General features: G+C 71.3%; 14 protein-coding genes and 1 tRNA gene. 8 read left to right on the top strand and 7 right to left on the bottom strand.

Annotated elements, in window-relative coordinates:
- The first annotated feature begins 157 nt into the window (after positions 1 to 157).
- Both CGQ25_RS00375 and CGQ25_RS00370 read left to right on the top strand, forming a co-directional pair.
- A complete protein-coding gene (locus CGQ25_RS00375) occupies positions 158 to 1912 on the top strand; it encodes an L-lactate permease (RefSeq protein ID WP_208711292.1) in 1755 nt (584 codons plus the stop codon).
- A gap of 53 nt (positions 1913 to 1965) precedes the next feature.
- A complete protein-coding gene (locus CGQ25_RS00370; RefSeq protein WP_208711290.1) occupies positions 1966 to 3360 on the top strand; it encodes an FAD-binding oxidoreductase in 1395 nt (464 codons plus the stop codon).
- A 34-nt stretch (positions 3361 to 3394) separates the two neighbouring features.
- Here the strand turns inward: CGQ25_RS00370 and CGQ25_RS00365 are convergent, their stop codons facing one another.
- Complete coding sequence (locus CGQ25_RS00365; protein ID WP_208711288.1) at positions 3395 to 4051, bottom strand: cyclodeaminase/cyclohydrolase family protein; 657 nt, start codon at positions 4049 to 4051, stop codon at positions 3395 to 3397.
- A gap of 75 nt (positions 4052 to 4126) precedes the next feature.
- Positions 4127 to 5005, bottom strand: coding sequence for a putative protein N(5)-glutamine methyltransferase (locus CGQ25_RS00360; protein WP_255405463.1), 879 nt, complete (start codon positions 5003 to 5005; stop codon positions 4127 to 4129).
- Positions 5006 to 5065: 60 nt separating this feature from the next.
- Between CGQ25_RS00360 and CGQ25_RS00355 the strand changes: the two genes are divergently transcribed.
- Complete coding sequence (locus tag CGQ25_RS00355) at positions 5066 to 5275, top strand: dodecin (protein ID WP_208711286.1); 210 nt, start codon at positions 5066 to 5068, stop codon at positions 5273 to 5275.
- A gap of 14 nt (positions 5276 to 5289) precedes the next feature.
- On the opposite strand, the gene CGQ25_RS00350 is transcribed toward CGQ25_RS00355, so the two are convergent.
- Positions 5290 to 6813 (bottom strand): alpha-N-arabinofuranosidase, encoded by a 1524-nt coding sequence (locus CGQ25_RS00350; protein ID WP_208711285.1) that lies wholly within the window; start codon positions 6811 to 6813, stop codon positions 5290 to 5292.
- 88 nt (positions 6814 to 6901) lie between these two features.
- On the opposite strand from CGQ25_RS00350, the gene CGQ25_RS00345 reads away from it, so the two are divergent.
- Complete coding sequence (locus tag CGQ25_RS00345; protein WP_208711283.1) at positions 6902 to 7900, top strand: D-glycerate dehydrogenase; 999 nt, start codon at positions 6902 to 6904, stop codon at positions 7898 to 7900.
- Between the two features lie 18 nt (positions 7901 to 7918).
- Here CGQ25_RS00345 and CGQ25_RS00340 read toward each other — a convergent pair whose 3' ends face one another.
- Positions 7919 to 8491, bottom strand: a complete 573-nt coding sequence (locus CGQ25_RS00340; RefSeq protein ID WP_208711282.1) for a cysteine hydrolase family protein — start codon at positions 8489 to 8491, stop codon at positions 7919 to 7921.
- Positions 8492 to 8840: 349 nt separating this feature from the next.
- On the opposite strand from CGQ25_RS00340, the gene CGQ25_RS00335 reads away from it, so the two are divergent.
- The gene (locus CGQ25_RS00335; RefSeq protein ID WP_208711279.1) at positions 8841 to 9002 is read left to right on the top strand and encodes a hypothetical protein; all 162 of its coding nucleotides are present in this window, start codon (positions 8841 to 8843) and stop codon (positions 9000 to 9002) included.
- A 26-nt stretch (positions 9003 to 9028) separates the two neighbouring features.
- Here the strand turns inward: CGQ25_RS00335 and CGQ25_RS00330 are convergent.
- A tRNA-Lys gene (locus tag CGQ25_RS00330) sits at positions 9029 to 9101 on the bottom strand.
- A 188-nt stretch (positions 9102 to 9289) separates the two neighbouring features.
- On the opposite strand from CGQ25_RS00330, the gene CGQ25_RS00325 reads away from it, so the two are divergent.
- The 3 genes from CGQ25_RS00325 (at position 9290) to CGQ25_RS00315 (ending at position 11892) form a co-directional block, all read left to right on the top strand.
- Positions 9290 to 9946, top strand: a complete 657-nt coding sequence (locus CGQ25_RS00325) for a hypothetical protein (RefSeq protein ID WP_208711277.1) — start codon at positions 9290 to 9292, stop codon at positions 9944 to 9946.
- Between the two features lie 307 nt (positions 9947 to 10253).
- Positions 10254 to 10871: a nuclease PIN gene (locus CGQ25_RS00320; protein WP_208711275.1), complete on the top strand. Its 618-nt coding sequence runs from the start codon at positions 10254 to 10256 to the stop codon at positions 10869 to 10871.
- Position 10872: 1 nt separating this feature from the next.
- Positions 10873 to 11892, top strand: a complete 1020-nt coding sequence (locus tag CGQ25_RS00315) for an inorganic phosphate transporter (protein WP_208711273.1) — start codon at positions 10873 to 10875, stop codon at positions 11890 to 11892.
- Between the two features lie 121 nt (positions 11893 to 12013).
- Here CGQ25_RS00315 and pstB read toward each other — a convergent pair whose 3' ends face one another.
- Together pstB and pstA are read right to left on the bottom strand one after the other, a co-directional pair.
- Positions 12014 to 12793, bottom strand: coding sequence for a phosphate ABC transporter ATP-binding protein PstB (pstB, locus tag CGQ25_RS00310; RefSeq protein WP_208711267.1), 780 nt, complete (start codon positions 12791 to 12793; stop codon positions 12014 to 12016).
- Positions 12794 to 12822: 29 nt separating this feature from the next.
- Positions 12823 to 13929: a phosphate ABC transporter permease PstA gene (gene pstA, locus CGQ25_RS00305; protein ID WP_208711264.1), complete on the bottom strand. Its 1107-nt coding sequence runs from the start codon at positions 13927 to 13929 to the stop codon at positions 12823 to 12825.
- Position 13930: the final 1 nt, after the last annotated feature.

The raw sequence follows: 13930 nt of genomic DNA, 5'->3' as shown, positions 1-13930 counted from the left end.
CCGACCACACCCGCCCATCGGGAGGACGGGGGCGGGTGTGTGGACTGACCATTGACGGTGACCGCAGTCACACCTAGACTCCCAGCAGGTTATTCCGCATCGCGAGATCTCATTTCCGCCTCCGGTAGCCGCTCCCATCGCAGACAAAGGAGTCTCTGTGACCACGTTCCACCAGATAGTCGATCCTCTGGGGGGTTCGCTCGCCGTCGCCGCCCTGCTCGCGGCCCTCCCCCTGATCCTCCTGTTCGTCCTGCTGGGCATCTTCCGGACGAAGGCATGGAAGGCCGCGGTCTCGAGCCTGGCGCTCTCCATGGTCCTCGCCGTCGTCGTCTGGCAGATGCCCGTCGAGCAGACCCTGAGCGCGACCGCCGCCGGCGTCTTCTACGGCTTCTTCCCCATCCTCTGGATCCTCATCAACGCCCTCTGGGTCTACAAGCTGACCACCGCCACCCGGTGGTTCGAGGTCCTGGGCACCACCATCCGGTCGATCTCGAGCGACCTCCGCATCCTGGTCATCCTCATCGCGTTCTGCTTCGGGGCGCTCCTTGAAGCACTGGCCGGCTTCGGCGCGCCTGTGGCCATCACCTCGGCCATGCTGATGGCGGCCGGGATGAAGCCGCTCAAGTCCGCGACGGTCTCCCTCCTCGCCAACACGGCACCGGTCGCGTTCGGCGCGATGGGCTCGCCCGTCATCGCCCTGAGCGGCGTCACCGGCATCCCGCTCGCCACCGTCTCCGCGATGGCCGGCCGGCAGACGCCGTTCCTGGCGCTCATCGTCCCGCTCCTCCTCGTCTTCATCGTCGACGGCAAGCGCGGCGTCCGCCAGACCTGGCCGGCAGCGGTCGTCGGCGGCGCGGTGTTCGCGGTCGTCCAGTTCCTCACGTCGAACTACTTCACCGTCGAGCTCACGGACGTCACAGCGAGCATCGCGGCGATCGGCGCCGTCCTCGTGCTGCTGCGCGTGTGGAAGCCCGCGACCGTCACGATCGACGACGGGGCCGGGGTCCCGGCCGGCGGGGCGGCCGAGGTCGTCACCCTCACGAGCCACGCGGCCGGCACCCAGTCCGCGGCGGGCACCGGTGCGCACGACGGCGCCACGCACCTCGCGACGCGGGGGCCGGCTCTGCCGGGGGCCGGCTCAGCGGCGGGCGACGGCGCGGCCGCCCGTCCTTCGCCCCGCGAGATCTGGATGGCGGTCGCGCCCTATCTGGTGATCATCGCAGTCTTCTCGCTCTCCCAGATCCCGGCCGTCAAGTCCTGGCTGACGGACGCGGGCGGCTTCTCGTTCCGCTGGCCCGGCCTCGACGTCGTCGGGACGAACGGCAAGCCGGTCTCGTCCCAGACCATGCGGTTCGACCACCTCAAGGCGACGGGAACGCTTCTCCTCATCTCCGGGCTCATCACCCTGGCCCTCTACCGGATCCCCTTCCGCGCCGGCGTGAGGATCTACCGCGAGACGCTCACGATGCTGCGGTGGACGATCCTCACGGTCTCCTCCGTCCTGGCGCTGTCCTTCGTCATGAACCTCTCCGGCGAGACGGGAACCCTCGGCGTGGCGCTGGCCTCGGCGGGCGGGATCTTCGCCCTGCTCTCCCCCGTCCTCGGCTGGATCGGCGTCGCCCTCACGGGTTCCGACACCTCGGCCAACTCGCTCTTCGGCCAGCTCCAGGTGACCGCGGCCTCCCACGCCGGCCTCTCGCCCGTGCTGATGGCCGCGACCAACTCCTCCGCGGGCGTCCTGGGCAAGATGCTCTCGCTGCAGAACCTGGCCGTCGCTGCGGCCGCGGTCGGCCTCGACGGCTCCGAGAGCACCCTGTTCCGCCGGCTCCTCGGCTGGAGCATCGGCCTGCTCGTCCTCCTGACCCTGCTCGTCGTCCTGCAGACCAACGTCCTCTCCTGGATGGTCCCGTGACCATGGCGGGCCCTGCCTCCACCCCTGACCGACACGACACCGAAAGCCACACGATGCCCCTTCAGACCGAGTACCCCACGACCGAAGCCACGGCCAGCTCGGCAACGGCTGCCGTCCTCGCCGCCCACCCCCGGGCCACCTCGGACCCGCAGGCCCGCGCCGCAGTGGCGACCGACCGCTCCGGCTACGTGCCCGCGACGCTGCCCGACGGCGTCGTGCGTGCGGAGAGCGCGGACGACGTGATCGAGGCGCTCCGTCTCGCCCACGCCCACAACGTGCCCGTGGTGCCTCGCGGCGCCGGCACCGGCCTCGCCGCAGGTGCGAGCGCTCATGCGGGACAGATCGTCGTCGACGTCTCCGGCATGGACCGCATCCTCGAGATCGACCCGGTGGAGATGATCGCCGTCGTCCAGCCCGGCGTGCTCAACGCCGAGGTCAACGCCGCGGCCGCCGAGCACGGCCTCTTCTACGCCCCGGACCCGGCGAGCACCGCCATCTGCTCGATCGGCGGCAACATCGCGACCAATGCGGGCGGGATGTGGTGCGCGAAGTACGGGGTGACCCGGGAGTCCGTGCTTGGCCTGACCGTCGTGCTCGCGGACGGGCGCGTCGTGCGCACCGGACGCCGCACGATCAAGGGCGTCACCGGATACGACCTCAACGCCCTGTTCATCGGCTCCGAGGGGACGCTGGGGATCGTGGTCGAGGCGACGCTGCGGCTGCGGCCCCGGCCGGTGCGCACCGAGACGCTCGCGGCCTACTTCGACGACATCGAGGCGGCCGGCCTGGCGGCGTCGGCCATCACTGCTGCGCGCATACAGCCCTCCATCCTCGAGCTCATGGACGGCCCCACCCTCGGCGCCGTCGACCGCGCCGAGGGCACGCACCACCGCGAGCTCGGCGGCGCGTTCCTCCTCGCCCAGACCGACGGCTACGGAGCCCACCTCGAGCTCGACGAGATCGCCCGGGCCATCGAGCCCTACGCATCCTCGGTCCACCGCGCCGGCAGCGCCGAGGAGGCTGAGGCCCTCGTCAAGGCCCGCCGCGACGCCATCCCGTCCCTCGAGAAGCTGGGGCGCGTCTCCATCGGGGACATCGCCGTTCCCCGCAACAGGCTCGCCGAGGCCTTCACCGGGCTCGAGGAGATCTCCGCCCGCACCGGTGTGCCGATCTTCAGCGTCGCCCACGCCGCAGACGGGAACCTCCACCCCATGATCGTCGTGGACCCGGACACCTCGATCACGGAGGGGCCCGCGAAGGAGGCCCTCGGCGACATGTTCCACCTCGCCCAGGGCCTGGGCGGCACGCTCACCGGCGAACACGGAGTCGGGCTGTTGAAGCGACAGTGGGTCGAGGAGGAGGTCGGGGACATCTCGCGCTCCCTCCAGGGCGCCATCAAGGCCGCGTTCGACCCGACCGGCATCCTGAATCCCGGAAAGGCCATCTGACCCCCGCGGGACCCGCCCCCGCCGGCGCCGTGCCTCAGACGGCGTCGGTGGGGGCCGCCCGATGGTCGATTTCTGCGGCGAGCGCGTCGATGCGTGCCAGCGCGTCATCGAGCCTCGTGACGGTCGACCAGAGGTCGGGATGCTCGTCCCGGATCTCCTCCAGCGTGCTGCCCGCCGAACGGAGCGAGGCCAGGTCGAAGCTGACGTTGGCACGGGCACCGGCGATGGCGGCGCGCAGCGCGCCGAACGCGACGACCACATCGGCGACGAGCGCCGGGTTGCCGTGGGCGGCCAGCCATGCGAGGTCGTCGATGGACCCCGCAGCCCGCTCGCCCAGCACGGCCGACGACGCCGCCGCGTCGAGCGAGGCTGCGTGGACGGCCCGGTCCCGTTCGGGACCCGGGTCCAGCCGAAACGCCGCGCCGAACGCCTTGGAGGCCGCGGCGTCGTCGTCAGCCAGTGCGAGGGCCTCCCGCCGGAGGGCCTGAGCCCGTGCGCGGATGGCCTCGACCTCGTCGCGGCCGTCCTCGCCGTCCGTGTACCCGGCGACCATCGAGGTCAGGGAGGCGGCGACGGCGAGCATCACCCCCGTCCCCGCCCCGCCGCCGGGCGCGCCGGTGGACTCGGCGAGAGCCCTCGTCCACTCCTCCACGGTCGAACCCTGGGTGCTGGCCCCCTGCGAATCGTCCATGACATGACCCCTGCCCATTCCGGCCCCCATCTACACGGGATCCGCGGGGGGCGCGGCCGGTCGGCGGGGCTCAGGTCAGCGGGCGGCCGTCCCCACCACTGCCACGGCGTCCAAGTCCTCGTCCGATTCGATGCGGGGAGCCAGCCCATGGCTGGCGAACAGCTCCACCGCCGTCTCCGCCTGCCTCCGGCTCACCTCGATCACGAGCACGCCGCCGGGCGCGAGCCACTGCGGCGCCGCCGAGGCGATGGTGCGGTGGAAGTCGAGTCCGTCGCTTCCGCCGTCCAGCGCCAGGAGCGGCTCGTGCTCGCGCGCTTCGGGCGGCATGAACGGGATGGACGCGGTGGGCACGTAGGGGGCGTTGGCCGTCAGGACCTGGACCCGTCCCCGCAGGGGCCCGGGCAGGGCCGCGAACAGGTCACCGCGGTGTACTGTCCCGCCCCACGGCGCGAGGTTCCGCCGCGCGTACTCCAAAGCCGTCGGGTCCACGTCCGCCGCGTGCAGCTCGAGGGCGGCGGCACCGCCCGCGACCGCCGCCGCGATCGCGGCCCCGATCGCGCCCGACCCGCAGCAGAGGTCGACGACGACGACGGGCGGGCGGCCGGCGTCGTGCGCGGCACCCGCGGGAAGTGACTCCCAGGAGGTGACCCCCAGACGGGAGGAGTGGAGGTGGGCCACCGCGAGGCGGACGAGCAGCTCGCTGCGCCGCCGCGGGACGAACACGCCGGGCCCGACGGCAATGCGCCGGCCGGCGAAGTCCGCCCAGCCGAGCAGGTGCTCGAGCGGCTCCCCGGCCACCCGGCGCGCCACGAGCGATTCGAGCCGCTCCGGGTCCGGACAGGCCTCGACGAGGAGCCGCGCCTCGTCCTCGGCGAAGACGCATCCGGCGGCTCGCAGCCGCCTCACCACGTTGTCCACCACCGGGGCCGCGGACTCTGGCCAAGCACTGGTCACGGGGATAGTCTGCCAGCACTCGCAGGGCCGGAAGAGGCCCCCACGGCAAGGAGGAACCCCATGTCAGGGCACACCTACAGCGTCTCCGAAATCGTCGGCACGAGCCCGAACAGCATCGATGAGGCGGTCAGGAACGGGATCGCAGCGGCAGGGCAGACGGTCCGAAACCTCGACTGGTTCGAGGTCCAGTCCATCCGCGGGCATCTCGACGACGGCGGGGTTGCCGACTGGCAGGTCACCCTCAAGTTCGGCTTCCGACTCGAGCGCTGACGCCTCTCTCGCGGCTAACCGAGACGGAGCATCGCCCAGCTCACCGCCGGCAGGACGGCGGTGAGTCGCCAGCCCTCGAGCGCAGCGCCGTCGAGCGTGCGGGGCAGGACGGACGTGGAGTCCTCCTCGGTCGCGCACCAGAGCGGGTCCTCGTTCGCGAACACGAGTGCCTCCACGAGACCGATCCCCGCGAACGCGCTCAGGTCCACCTCGAGGGGCAGCGCGGTGCCGCTGGCCCGGTTGACGGCGAACAGCGTCACGGAGCCTGAGTCGGCGTCGTACGTCGCGACAGCGGAGAGCGCCGGTACGGGGCCGTGCTGCGGGGAGGTGTACGACGGCGAGTCGACGGCGAGCTGGAGCACCTCGCCTCGGGCGTGGGCTGAGGTGAGGGCGAACGGGTGGAAGATGGTCTGCTTCCACGCCGGCCCGCCCGGGGCAGTCATGATCGGGGCGATGACATTGACCAGCTGGGCCAGCGAGGCCGCGTGGACTCGGTCGGTGTGCCTCAGGAGGGTGATCAGCAGGTCCCCGACCACCACGGCGTCGGCCACGGTGTACAGGTCCTCGGTGAGCTCGGGCGCCTCGGGCCAGTCGTCGCCGGAGGGCACCGGGGTGCGCCGGGAGGACATGTGCCACACGTTCCACTCGTCGAAGGAGATGTGGACGTCCCTGGCGGACCTTCGCACGCTCCTGACGTGGTCGATGTGCGCCACGATCTCGCGGATGAAGCGGTCCATGAGGTGGCCCGCCGCAAGGTGGTCAGCGAGGCTGCCCCTGTTCTCGACGTACTGGTGCGCGGAGATGTAGTCCACGAACTCGTAGGCCTCCATGAGGACGGCGCGCTCCCACTCGCCGAAGGTGCCCATCGTGGGCCCGGAGCTTCCGCACGCGACAAGCCGGAGCGCGTCCCCTCCGGCCATGCGCATGGCCCGGGCGGTCTCCGCGGCGAGGCGGCCGTACTCGGCCGGGGTCTTGTGGCCGATCTGCCACGGCCCGTCCATCTCGTTCCCGAGGCACCAGAAGGTGATGCCGTGCGGCTCCTCGGTCCCGTTCCTGCGGCGGAGGTCTGACAGGGCCGTCCCGCCCGGGTGGTTGCAGTACTCGAGGACGTCGAGGGCCTCCTGCACGCCGCGGGTGCCGAGGTTGACGGCCATCATGGGCTCGACGCCCGCCTTGCGGCACCACTGCACGAAGTCGTCCAGGCCCACCTGGTTGGTCTCGGTCGAGTGCCAGGCGAGGTCGAGCCGGACGGGACGCTCGTCCTTGGGCCCGATCCCGTCCTCCCAGCGGTACCCCGAGACGAAGTTCCCGCCCGGGTAGCGGACCGTGCTCACGCCCAGCTCCCGGGTGAGGCCGAGGACGTCGCCCCGCCAGCCGTCGTCGTCCGCGGTGGGGTGCCCGGGCTCGTAGATGCCCGTGTAGACGCAGCGGCCGAGGTGCTCGACGAACGTCCCGAACGTCTCGCGGCGCACGGGCCCGACAACGAAGGCCGGGTGCGCGGTGACCCGCGCCGGAATGGGGTTCAGCGGGGGTGCCATGGTCCTCCCAGTGGTTGTCGATCCCCCATGCTCACGCCCGCCTCCGGGGCCGTCAACACTCCCTCCCGTGATCGGCCAGAATGACCGCATGAGCCGATTCCTCGTCACCGCGCCCATCCCCGCCCTCGGCCTCGAGCTGCTCAGGGCCGCCGGGGAGGTGACGGTCCTCCCGGAGCCGCCCGACCCCGCAGCCCTGGCGGACCTCTGCGCGTCGGGTGAGTACGACGTCGTGCTCACCCAGCTCGGCGACCCGGTCGACGCCGCGCTCCTGGCCCGCGCGCGGGTCCGCGGGGTCTCGAACTTCGCCGTGGGCTACAACAACATCGACGTCCCGGCCGCGACCGCCCGCGGGATCCTGGTCGGCAACACCCCGGGGGTCCTGACGGACGCGACCGCCGACGTCGCGATGCTCCTCATCCTCGGCACCGCCCGGCGCGTCATCGAGGCCGACAGCATGGTCCGCGACGGCCGCTTCCACGGATGGGCTCCGGAGCTCATGCTCGGGCGGGACGTCTCCGGCCAGGTCCTGGGGCTGGCAGGCTTCGGGCGCATCGCCCGGGCCACGGCCCGCCGGGCCCTCGGCTTCGGCATGGAGGTCCTCTTCTCACCGCGGCCGCCCGCAGAGCGGCACGTGAGCGACGAGGAGCTGGGCGAGTTCGCCGGCCGGGTCCGGCAGGTGCCGTGGGCGGAGCTCGTGGAGCGCAGCGACTTCCTCTCGCTCCACGTGCCCCTGAACGAGCAGACCCGACACCTCGTCGACGCCGACGTGCTGGCCCGGATGAAGCCCGGAGCCATCCTGGTCAACACCGCCCGCGGCCCCATCGTCGACGAGCAGGCCCTCGTCGCAGCGCTCGGCGACGGCACGATCGGCGGGGCAGGACTCGACGTCTACGAGGATGAGCCCCGCCTCGCCCCCGGCCTCGCCGAGCTCCCCAACACCGTCCTCCTGCCCCACGTGGGCAGCGCCACGGTGCCCGTGCGCAACGAGATGGCCCGCCTCAGCGCCCTCAACGCCATCGCGATGGCCAAGGGCGAGCTCCCGCCACACCCGGTCAACCCGGAGGCGTGGCAGCAGGCGCGCGCGTAGGCGGGCGCGTAGGCCCGGTCACCCCAGCGGGACGCGGTCGCCGGCGAGCAGTGCGATCGCCTCGTCCTGGGACAGCTTCCGCTGGCGGTAGGCGGCGAGCACGACGTCGAGCATCGCGTCGGCCTGGTCCGGCACGTCGGCGCCCATCGCCTCGGCGGCGAAGGCGGCCCTGATGTTGTGTGCGAACGCGTCGGCGGCAGTCTGGGCGAGGCAGAGGTGGGAGGACACACCTGAGAGGAGGATGGTGTCAACGCCCCACGCGCTCAGACGGGCAAGCAGGTCGGTGCCCACGAAGGCGCTGTCGCGGCGCTTTACCAGCTCGGGGAGCCCCTCGGTGTCGAGCTCGGCGAGCGACTGGGCCTGCTCGGTGCCGCGGAACGCGAAGCCCTGGTCGTCGTCGAGCATCGAAAGGGTCCAGGTGGAACGGTCCCGTTCGTGCTCCGTGCGCACGATCAGGGCCGGCGCCCCGGACTCGCGGGCTGCGGCGATGAGTCGGTTGCACGCCGTGACGATCCGTTCGCGCTGCTCGTTGAGCGCGGGGTCCTCGAAGAAGGCGTTCTCCATGTCGATCACGAGCAGTGCGGTAGGCATGCGGGTTTCCGTACCCAGCGGTAGATGACTCAAACGGTATAGCTGGTGTCACCATGCGGCACGCTGACTTCACACGATGTGTCACGGAGACTTCACGTTCACCGGCGCCTCCTGCTACCGTCGAGCAAGCGCGGCATGCCGCCATTGCTGGGGAGTGATGCGGAAGCCGTTGTCGCGCTGGGACGCCCAGGCTGCACACCCCCTCGCGGCCTGGGCGTCTCGGGCCGCGCGAGCCCTTCTGAGCGCGCGCATTCGGATCTACCCTGTTCACCAGGGCCGACGCGCCCGGTCCGCCGAGGACAGGGAGCCACCATGGCAGACAGCACGCACTGGGTCAGTGATCCGGGCCATGCGTGAGATCGTGATCAGCGTCTCCGCGTACATCGCCGCGCTCGACGGCGCCCTGCTCGGCCTGCTCTTCGTGGAGTGGGGGCCCCGGTTCCCCCGGCAGGTACTGGCCGGCTGGGTGGTCGCCTTCGCCGTGGGCTGCCTCGGCCTCGCGAGCCTGTGAGCCCTTCAGCGCCAGCCCTTCACGTGTGGGCCCCGTGGGCCTCGAACCCACGACCCGCGGATTAAAAGTCCGCTGCTCTACCAACTGAGCTAGAGGCCCGCGCCCGGCACGCGCCGGACGGGTCCACTCTAGCGCAGGCCGGCCGCCCGCCGTCGTGCGCGCCTGACCCGGCCCGGCGTCCGGCCCCACCGCTCCGCGCCCCATGCGCCGCGCCCCATGCGCCACACCGGGCAGAGGAGTACCGTAGCGGGCATGAATCCGGGCAGCGCTTTGAAGGAGGTACGGGCATGAGCGAGAACGCAGCGTCCGGCGGTTCGGGACCCGTCCGCCCCCACAAGCCGAAGCCGTTCGCGCCGATCGACTTCGAGCCCTTCGCCGGGGGCGCCGATCCGGCCCGGGTCTCGGAGGCCGCGCACCTCGCCGCCCAGGCGCTGGTCCGCCGGGGCCGTGAGAGCGACGACCCGGAGATCACCCGCCGGCTCGTGCGCCTCGCCGACGAGCAGGGGCTCGAGTCAATTGCCGAGATGTGGTCCGAGAGCCCAGCCCGGTCGCTCCCGGGAGCCCTCTGGCGCCTCTACGCCCTCCGCGCCGCGACCAAGCGCGACCCCGAGCGCATCTCCGTGTACTTCAAGGCCGGCAAGGACACCGCCCAGGTCTCCCACGTGGTCGCCGGCGTGGCGGAGCCCCCCGGCGCGGATGAGCTCACCGCCATGGCGGACGCGATCCTCTCGGGCGCGTTCGACGGCGACTTCGACGTCGCGCTCGAGCGCTCGGCCGCGTTCTGCCGCGTCGTGGCGCTTGGCCAGGCCACCATCGCGGACAGCGCCGAATGGGCCAGCACGCAGCATGCGAGCAAGCTCACCAAGAGCGCCCACCAGCTCGTCAAGACCGCCGAGGACCTCGAGGCCTCGGCCAACGCGTGGCGCCGCGGGCAGCTCGACTAGGGCCCCGCTAGACCCGCCGGCGCCCATCCGTCAAGGTTGACTCTCCCCCAACGGCCGTAGAACACTGAAGGTGGCGTCGGACCGCGGCACCCCCGGGCTCCAACACTCAGCCGCTTCGAGCGGCCTTCCGCCGAGAGGCGGTCCCGGTTCGGCGCCTTAAGCTTCTCTCCACGGTGAACGCCCGCCTCCGCGGGCGTTCACGCGTCTCACGTAAGATGCCGGTGCCGGCAGTCCGCCGGCACGGAGGCTTCCGCACGGGGACAGCGGCCGCCTGACGCGCAGGTACGGTTCCCGTGCACGGAGATTCATGAAGTTCAGGCTCTTTCCGCAGGAGACCGCTGGCCTCGAGCTCCTCGCCGCCATGGCCCAGCAGTCGGTGCTCGGCGTGCAGGCGCTCTCGGAGATGTTCGGCGCCCGGCGGCAGGACTACGAGCAGCTCGTGGACGACCTCATCGGGATCGACACCCGCACCACCGAGCTCTCCCGCACCCTCCTGACGCAGCTGCGCACGAGCTTCGTGAACCCGCTCCCCCGCGAGGACCTCCTGGTCCTGTCCGAGGGCCTCGCCGCGGCCATGGGGCAGATCGTGGCGGTCGGCGAGCTGATCCAGCTCCACGCGATCGACAGGCTCCCCTCGGAGGCCTCGGACCTGCTGGAGATCATCAACCGGCAGGCGGAGCTGACCACCACCGCCATGCGCTCGCTGTCCCACCTCGAGGATCTCGAGGACTACTGGATCGACATGATCCGGCTCTCCAAGCGCGCCGAGCACACCTACCGGGTCTGGAGCTCGGCCGCCCTGCGGGACCTCTCCATCACCGCATTCGCCCGCAACGTCGAGGCGGCCCGAGCGCTCCTCGCCGCGACGCACGCGTTCCAGGCGGTCGCGACGCAGGTGGGCCGGATCATCGTCAAGGAATCCTGAGGTGTCCGTTGCGCTCGTCGGCACCGTGGTCGTCCTCGCGGCCGTCTTCGGGTTCCTCAACGGCTTCCGCGACACCTCCTCCGCGGTGGCCCTCACGGTCCGCACCCGCGCGCTCACGCCGAGCATCGCCGTCGTGCTTGCCGCGGTCTTCAACGTGGTCGGCGCGGTCTCGAGCGCGTGGCTCCTGACGTACGTCGGCGATTCGTTCATCCAGACCCCGCATGGCGGCGAGGGGATGACGATGCTCGTCGGCACGCTCCTGGCCGCGATCCTGTGGGGGGTGTTCGGCTGGTGGCGGGGCTACCCGTCCTCGTCCACGCACGCGCTCGTGGGCGGGCTCATCGGCGCGAGCTGGGCCGCCTCGATCCTGGGCCACGCGGGCATCGGGGCCCTGAACAGCGTCTTCTGGGCAGTGGTCGCCCTGCCGCTGGTCCTCTCTCCGCTGCTCGCGTTCGGCGTCTCCTTCTTCCTCACGCCGGTCGTGACGTGGATGGTCCGCTACACACAGCCCAGCAAGGCCCACGCGGGGCTCCGGGCAGCGCAGTCCGTGGGCGCCGCGATCGTCGCGTTCGGGCACGGGCTGCAGGACGGCCAGCGCGTCATCTCGATCCTCATGCTCGCCACGCTCGGCGCCGCCGTGGACTTCTCGGACATCCCCCCGTGGACCATCGCGTTCACGGCCGCGGCGCTCGGCCTCGGCACGCTCGCGGGCGGCTGGCGCATCACCTACACGCTGAGCCACCGCCTCGTGCGGGTGGACCCCCTGCGCGGGTTCGTCTCGCAGCTCGTCACGAGCTCCATGCTGTTCTTCGGGGCGCTGGGGCTGCACTGGCCCCTCTCGACCACGCACACAGTGACCACCTCGGTCCTCGGTGCTGGGGCGAGCCAGGACTACGCGGCGGTCGACGGCAGGCTCGTGATCCGGCTCGTGAGGTTCTGGCTCGTCACCCCGCTCACGACGGCGCTGCTCAGCTTCGTCTTCACCCTCGCCCTCTCGCCTCTCGCCGAGATCGCCGGCTGAGGGCCTAACGGGGCGGGAAGCACGACGGCGGCTGCCGCACCCCCAAGGTACGGCAGCCGCCGTCGTCCTCCCCGCCGCGCTGCCGGCGATCACTGCCGGCCGGGCACGGGCGGGAAGCCTGTCACCCGAAGCGGCCGGACACGTAGTCCTCGGTCGCCTTCTCCTTCGGGTTGTTGAAGATCGCCGTGGTGTCGTTGTACTCGATGAGCTTGCCCGGCTTGCCGGTCCCGGCGATGTTGAAGAACGCGGTCTTGTCGGAGACGCGGGCCGCCTGCTGCATGTTGTGCGTGACGATCACGACCGTGTAGTCGGCCTTGAGCTCCTCGATGAGGTCCTCGATGGCGAGCGTGGAGATCGGGTCGAGGGCGGAGCAGGGCTCGTCCATGAGGATCACGTCCGGCTTGACCGCGATCGCGCGGGCGATGCAGAGGCGCTGCTGCTGGCCGCCGGAGAGGCCCGAGCCGGGCTTGTCGAGGCGGTCCTTGACCTCGTTCCACAGGTTGGCGCCGCGCAGCGAGGTCTCCACCAGCGCGTCGGCGTCCGACTTGGAGATCTTGCGGCTGTTGAGCTTGACCCCGGCGAGCACGTTGTCACGGATGGACATGGTCGGGAACGGGTTGGGCCGCTGGAAGACCATGCCGATGTGCGACCGGACAGCCACCGGGTCGACTCCGGGGCCGTACAGGTCGTCGCCGTCGAGGAGCACCTGGCCCTCGACCCGGGCGCCCGGGAGCACCTCGTGCATGCGGTTCAGCGTGCGCAGGAAGGTGGACTTGCCGCAGCCGGACGGGCCGATGAAGGCCGTGACCGACTTCGGGGCAATGTTGATGGTGACGCCCTCGACGGCGCGGAAGTCGCCGTAGTAGACGTTCAGGTCATGGACGTCGATGCGCTTGGACATGTGGTTCCTTCTGGTGTGTGAAGTCTGGGTCAGCGGCCGGTCTTGGGGGCGAACGCCCTGGCGATGAGACGGGCGGCGAGGTTGAGCACCATGACGAGGATGATGAGCACGAGCGCGGCCGCCCAGGCGCGCTGCTCCGACGGGCCCGGGTTGGAGGGCGAGGTCGGGTTGAGGATCTGGGTGTAGATGAAGGTCGGCAGCGAGGCCATCCAGCCCGAGAACGGGTTGTTGTTGATGGCGGTCGCGAAGCCGGCCGTCACGAGGATCGGGGCGGTCTCGCCGATGACGCGGGCGATCGAGAGGGTGACGCCCGAGGCGATGCCGGAGATGGCGGTGGGGACGACGACCTTCAGGATGGTGCGCCACTTGCGCACGCCGAGGGCGTAGGAGGCCTCGCGCAGCTCGTTCGGGACGATCTTGAGCATCTCCTCGGTCGAGCGCACGACCACGGGGATCATGAGCACGGAGAGGGCGACGGCGGCGACGAAGCCGGTCTTCGTCCCGGGGCCGACGATCACGAAGAAGAACGCCGCGGCGAACAGGCCGGCCACGATCGAGGGGATGCCGGTCATGACGTCCACGAAGAACGTGATGGCGCGCGCGAGGGGGCGGTCGTCGCCGTACTCGACGAGGTAGACCGCGGTGAGCAGCCCGACCGGGACGGAGATGAGGGTCGCCAGGAACGTGATCCACACGGTGCCCAGGAGGGCGTGGTAGATGCCGCCGACCACGTGGGTGCCCTCGTTGACGGCTCGGTTGTCGAAGACGCCCGTGACGCCGTTCATGCTCGTGCCGAGGAATCCCGGGGTGAGCAGGCCGGGGATGCCGGCCACCAGCACGGTCCAGATGACCGAGACGAGCGGGAGGAGCGCGATGAGGAAGGACCCCACGACGAGGCAGGTCGCGAGCTTGTCGGCAGCCTTCCGGCCGCCCTCCACGATCCGGCTCCACGAGACGTAGACGACCGCGAAGATGATCGCGGACAGGACGCCCCATCCGAAGGCGTTGAAGCCGGGGACGGCGATGATCGCCGCGCCGAGGACGAGGGCGACGGCGAGCGACACCCAGCCGGCATAGCCGGGAAGGCGCCCGCGGGTGAGCTTGGAGCGGCGGGGGGTTGCTGTTGCGGTGGCCATG

The sequence above is a fragment of the Sinomonas sp. R1AF57 genome (genome assembly GCF_002224485.1).
Lineage (GTDB): Bacteria > Actinomycetota > Actinomycetes > Actinomycetales > Micrococcaceae > Sinomonas > Sinomonas flava.
Note: the sequence above shows the minus strand (reverse complement) of the source record. Positions and strands in the feature narration are given on the sequence as shown.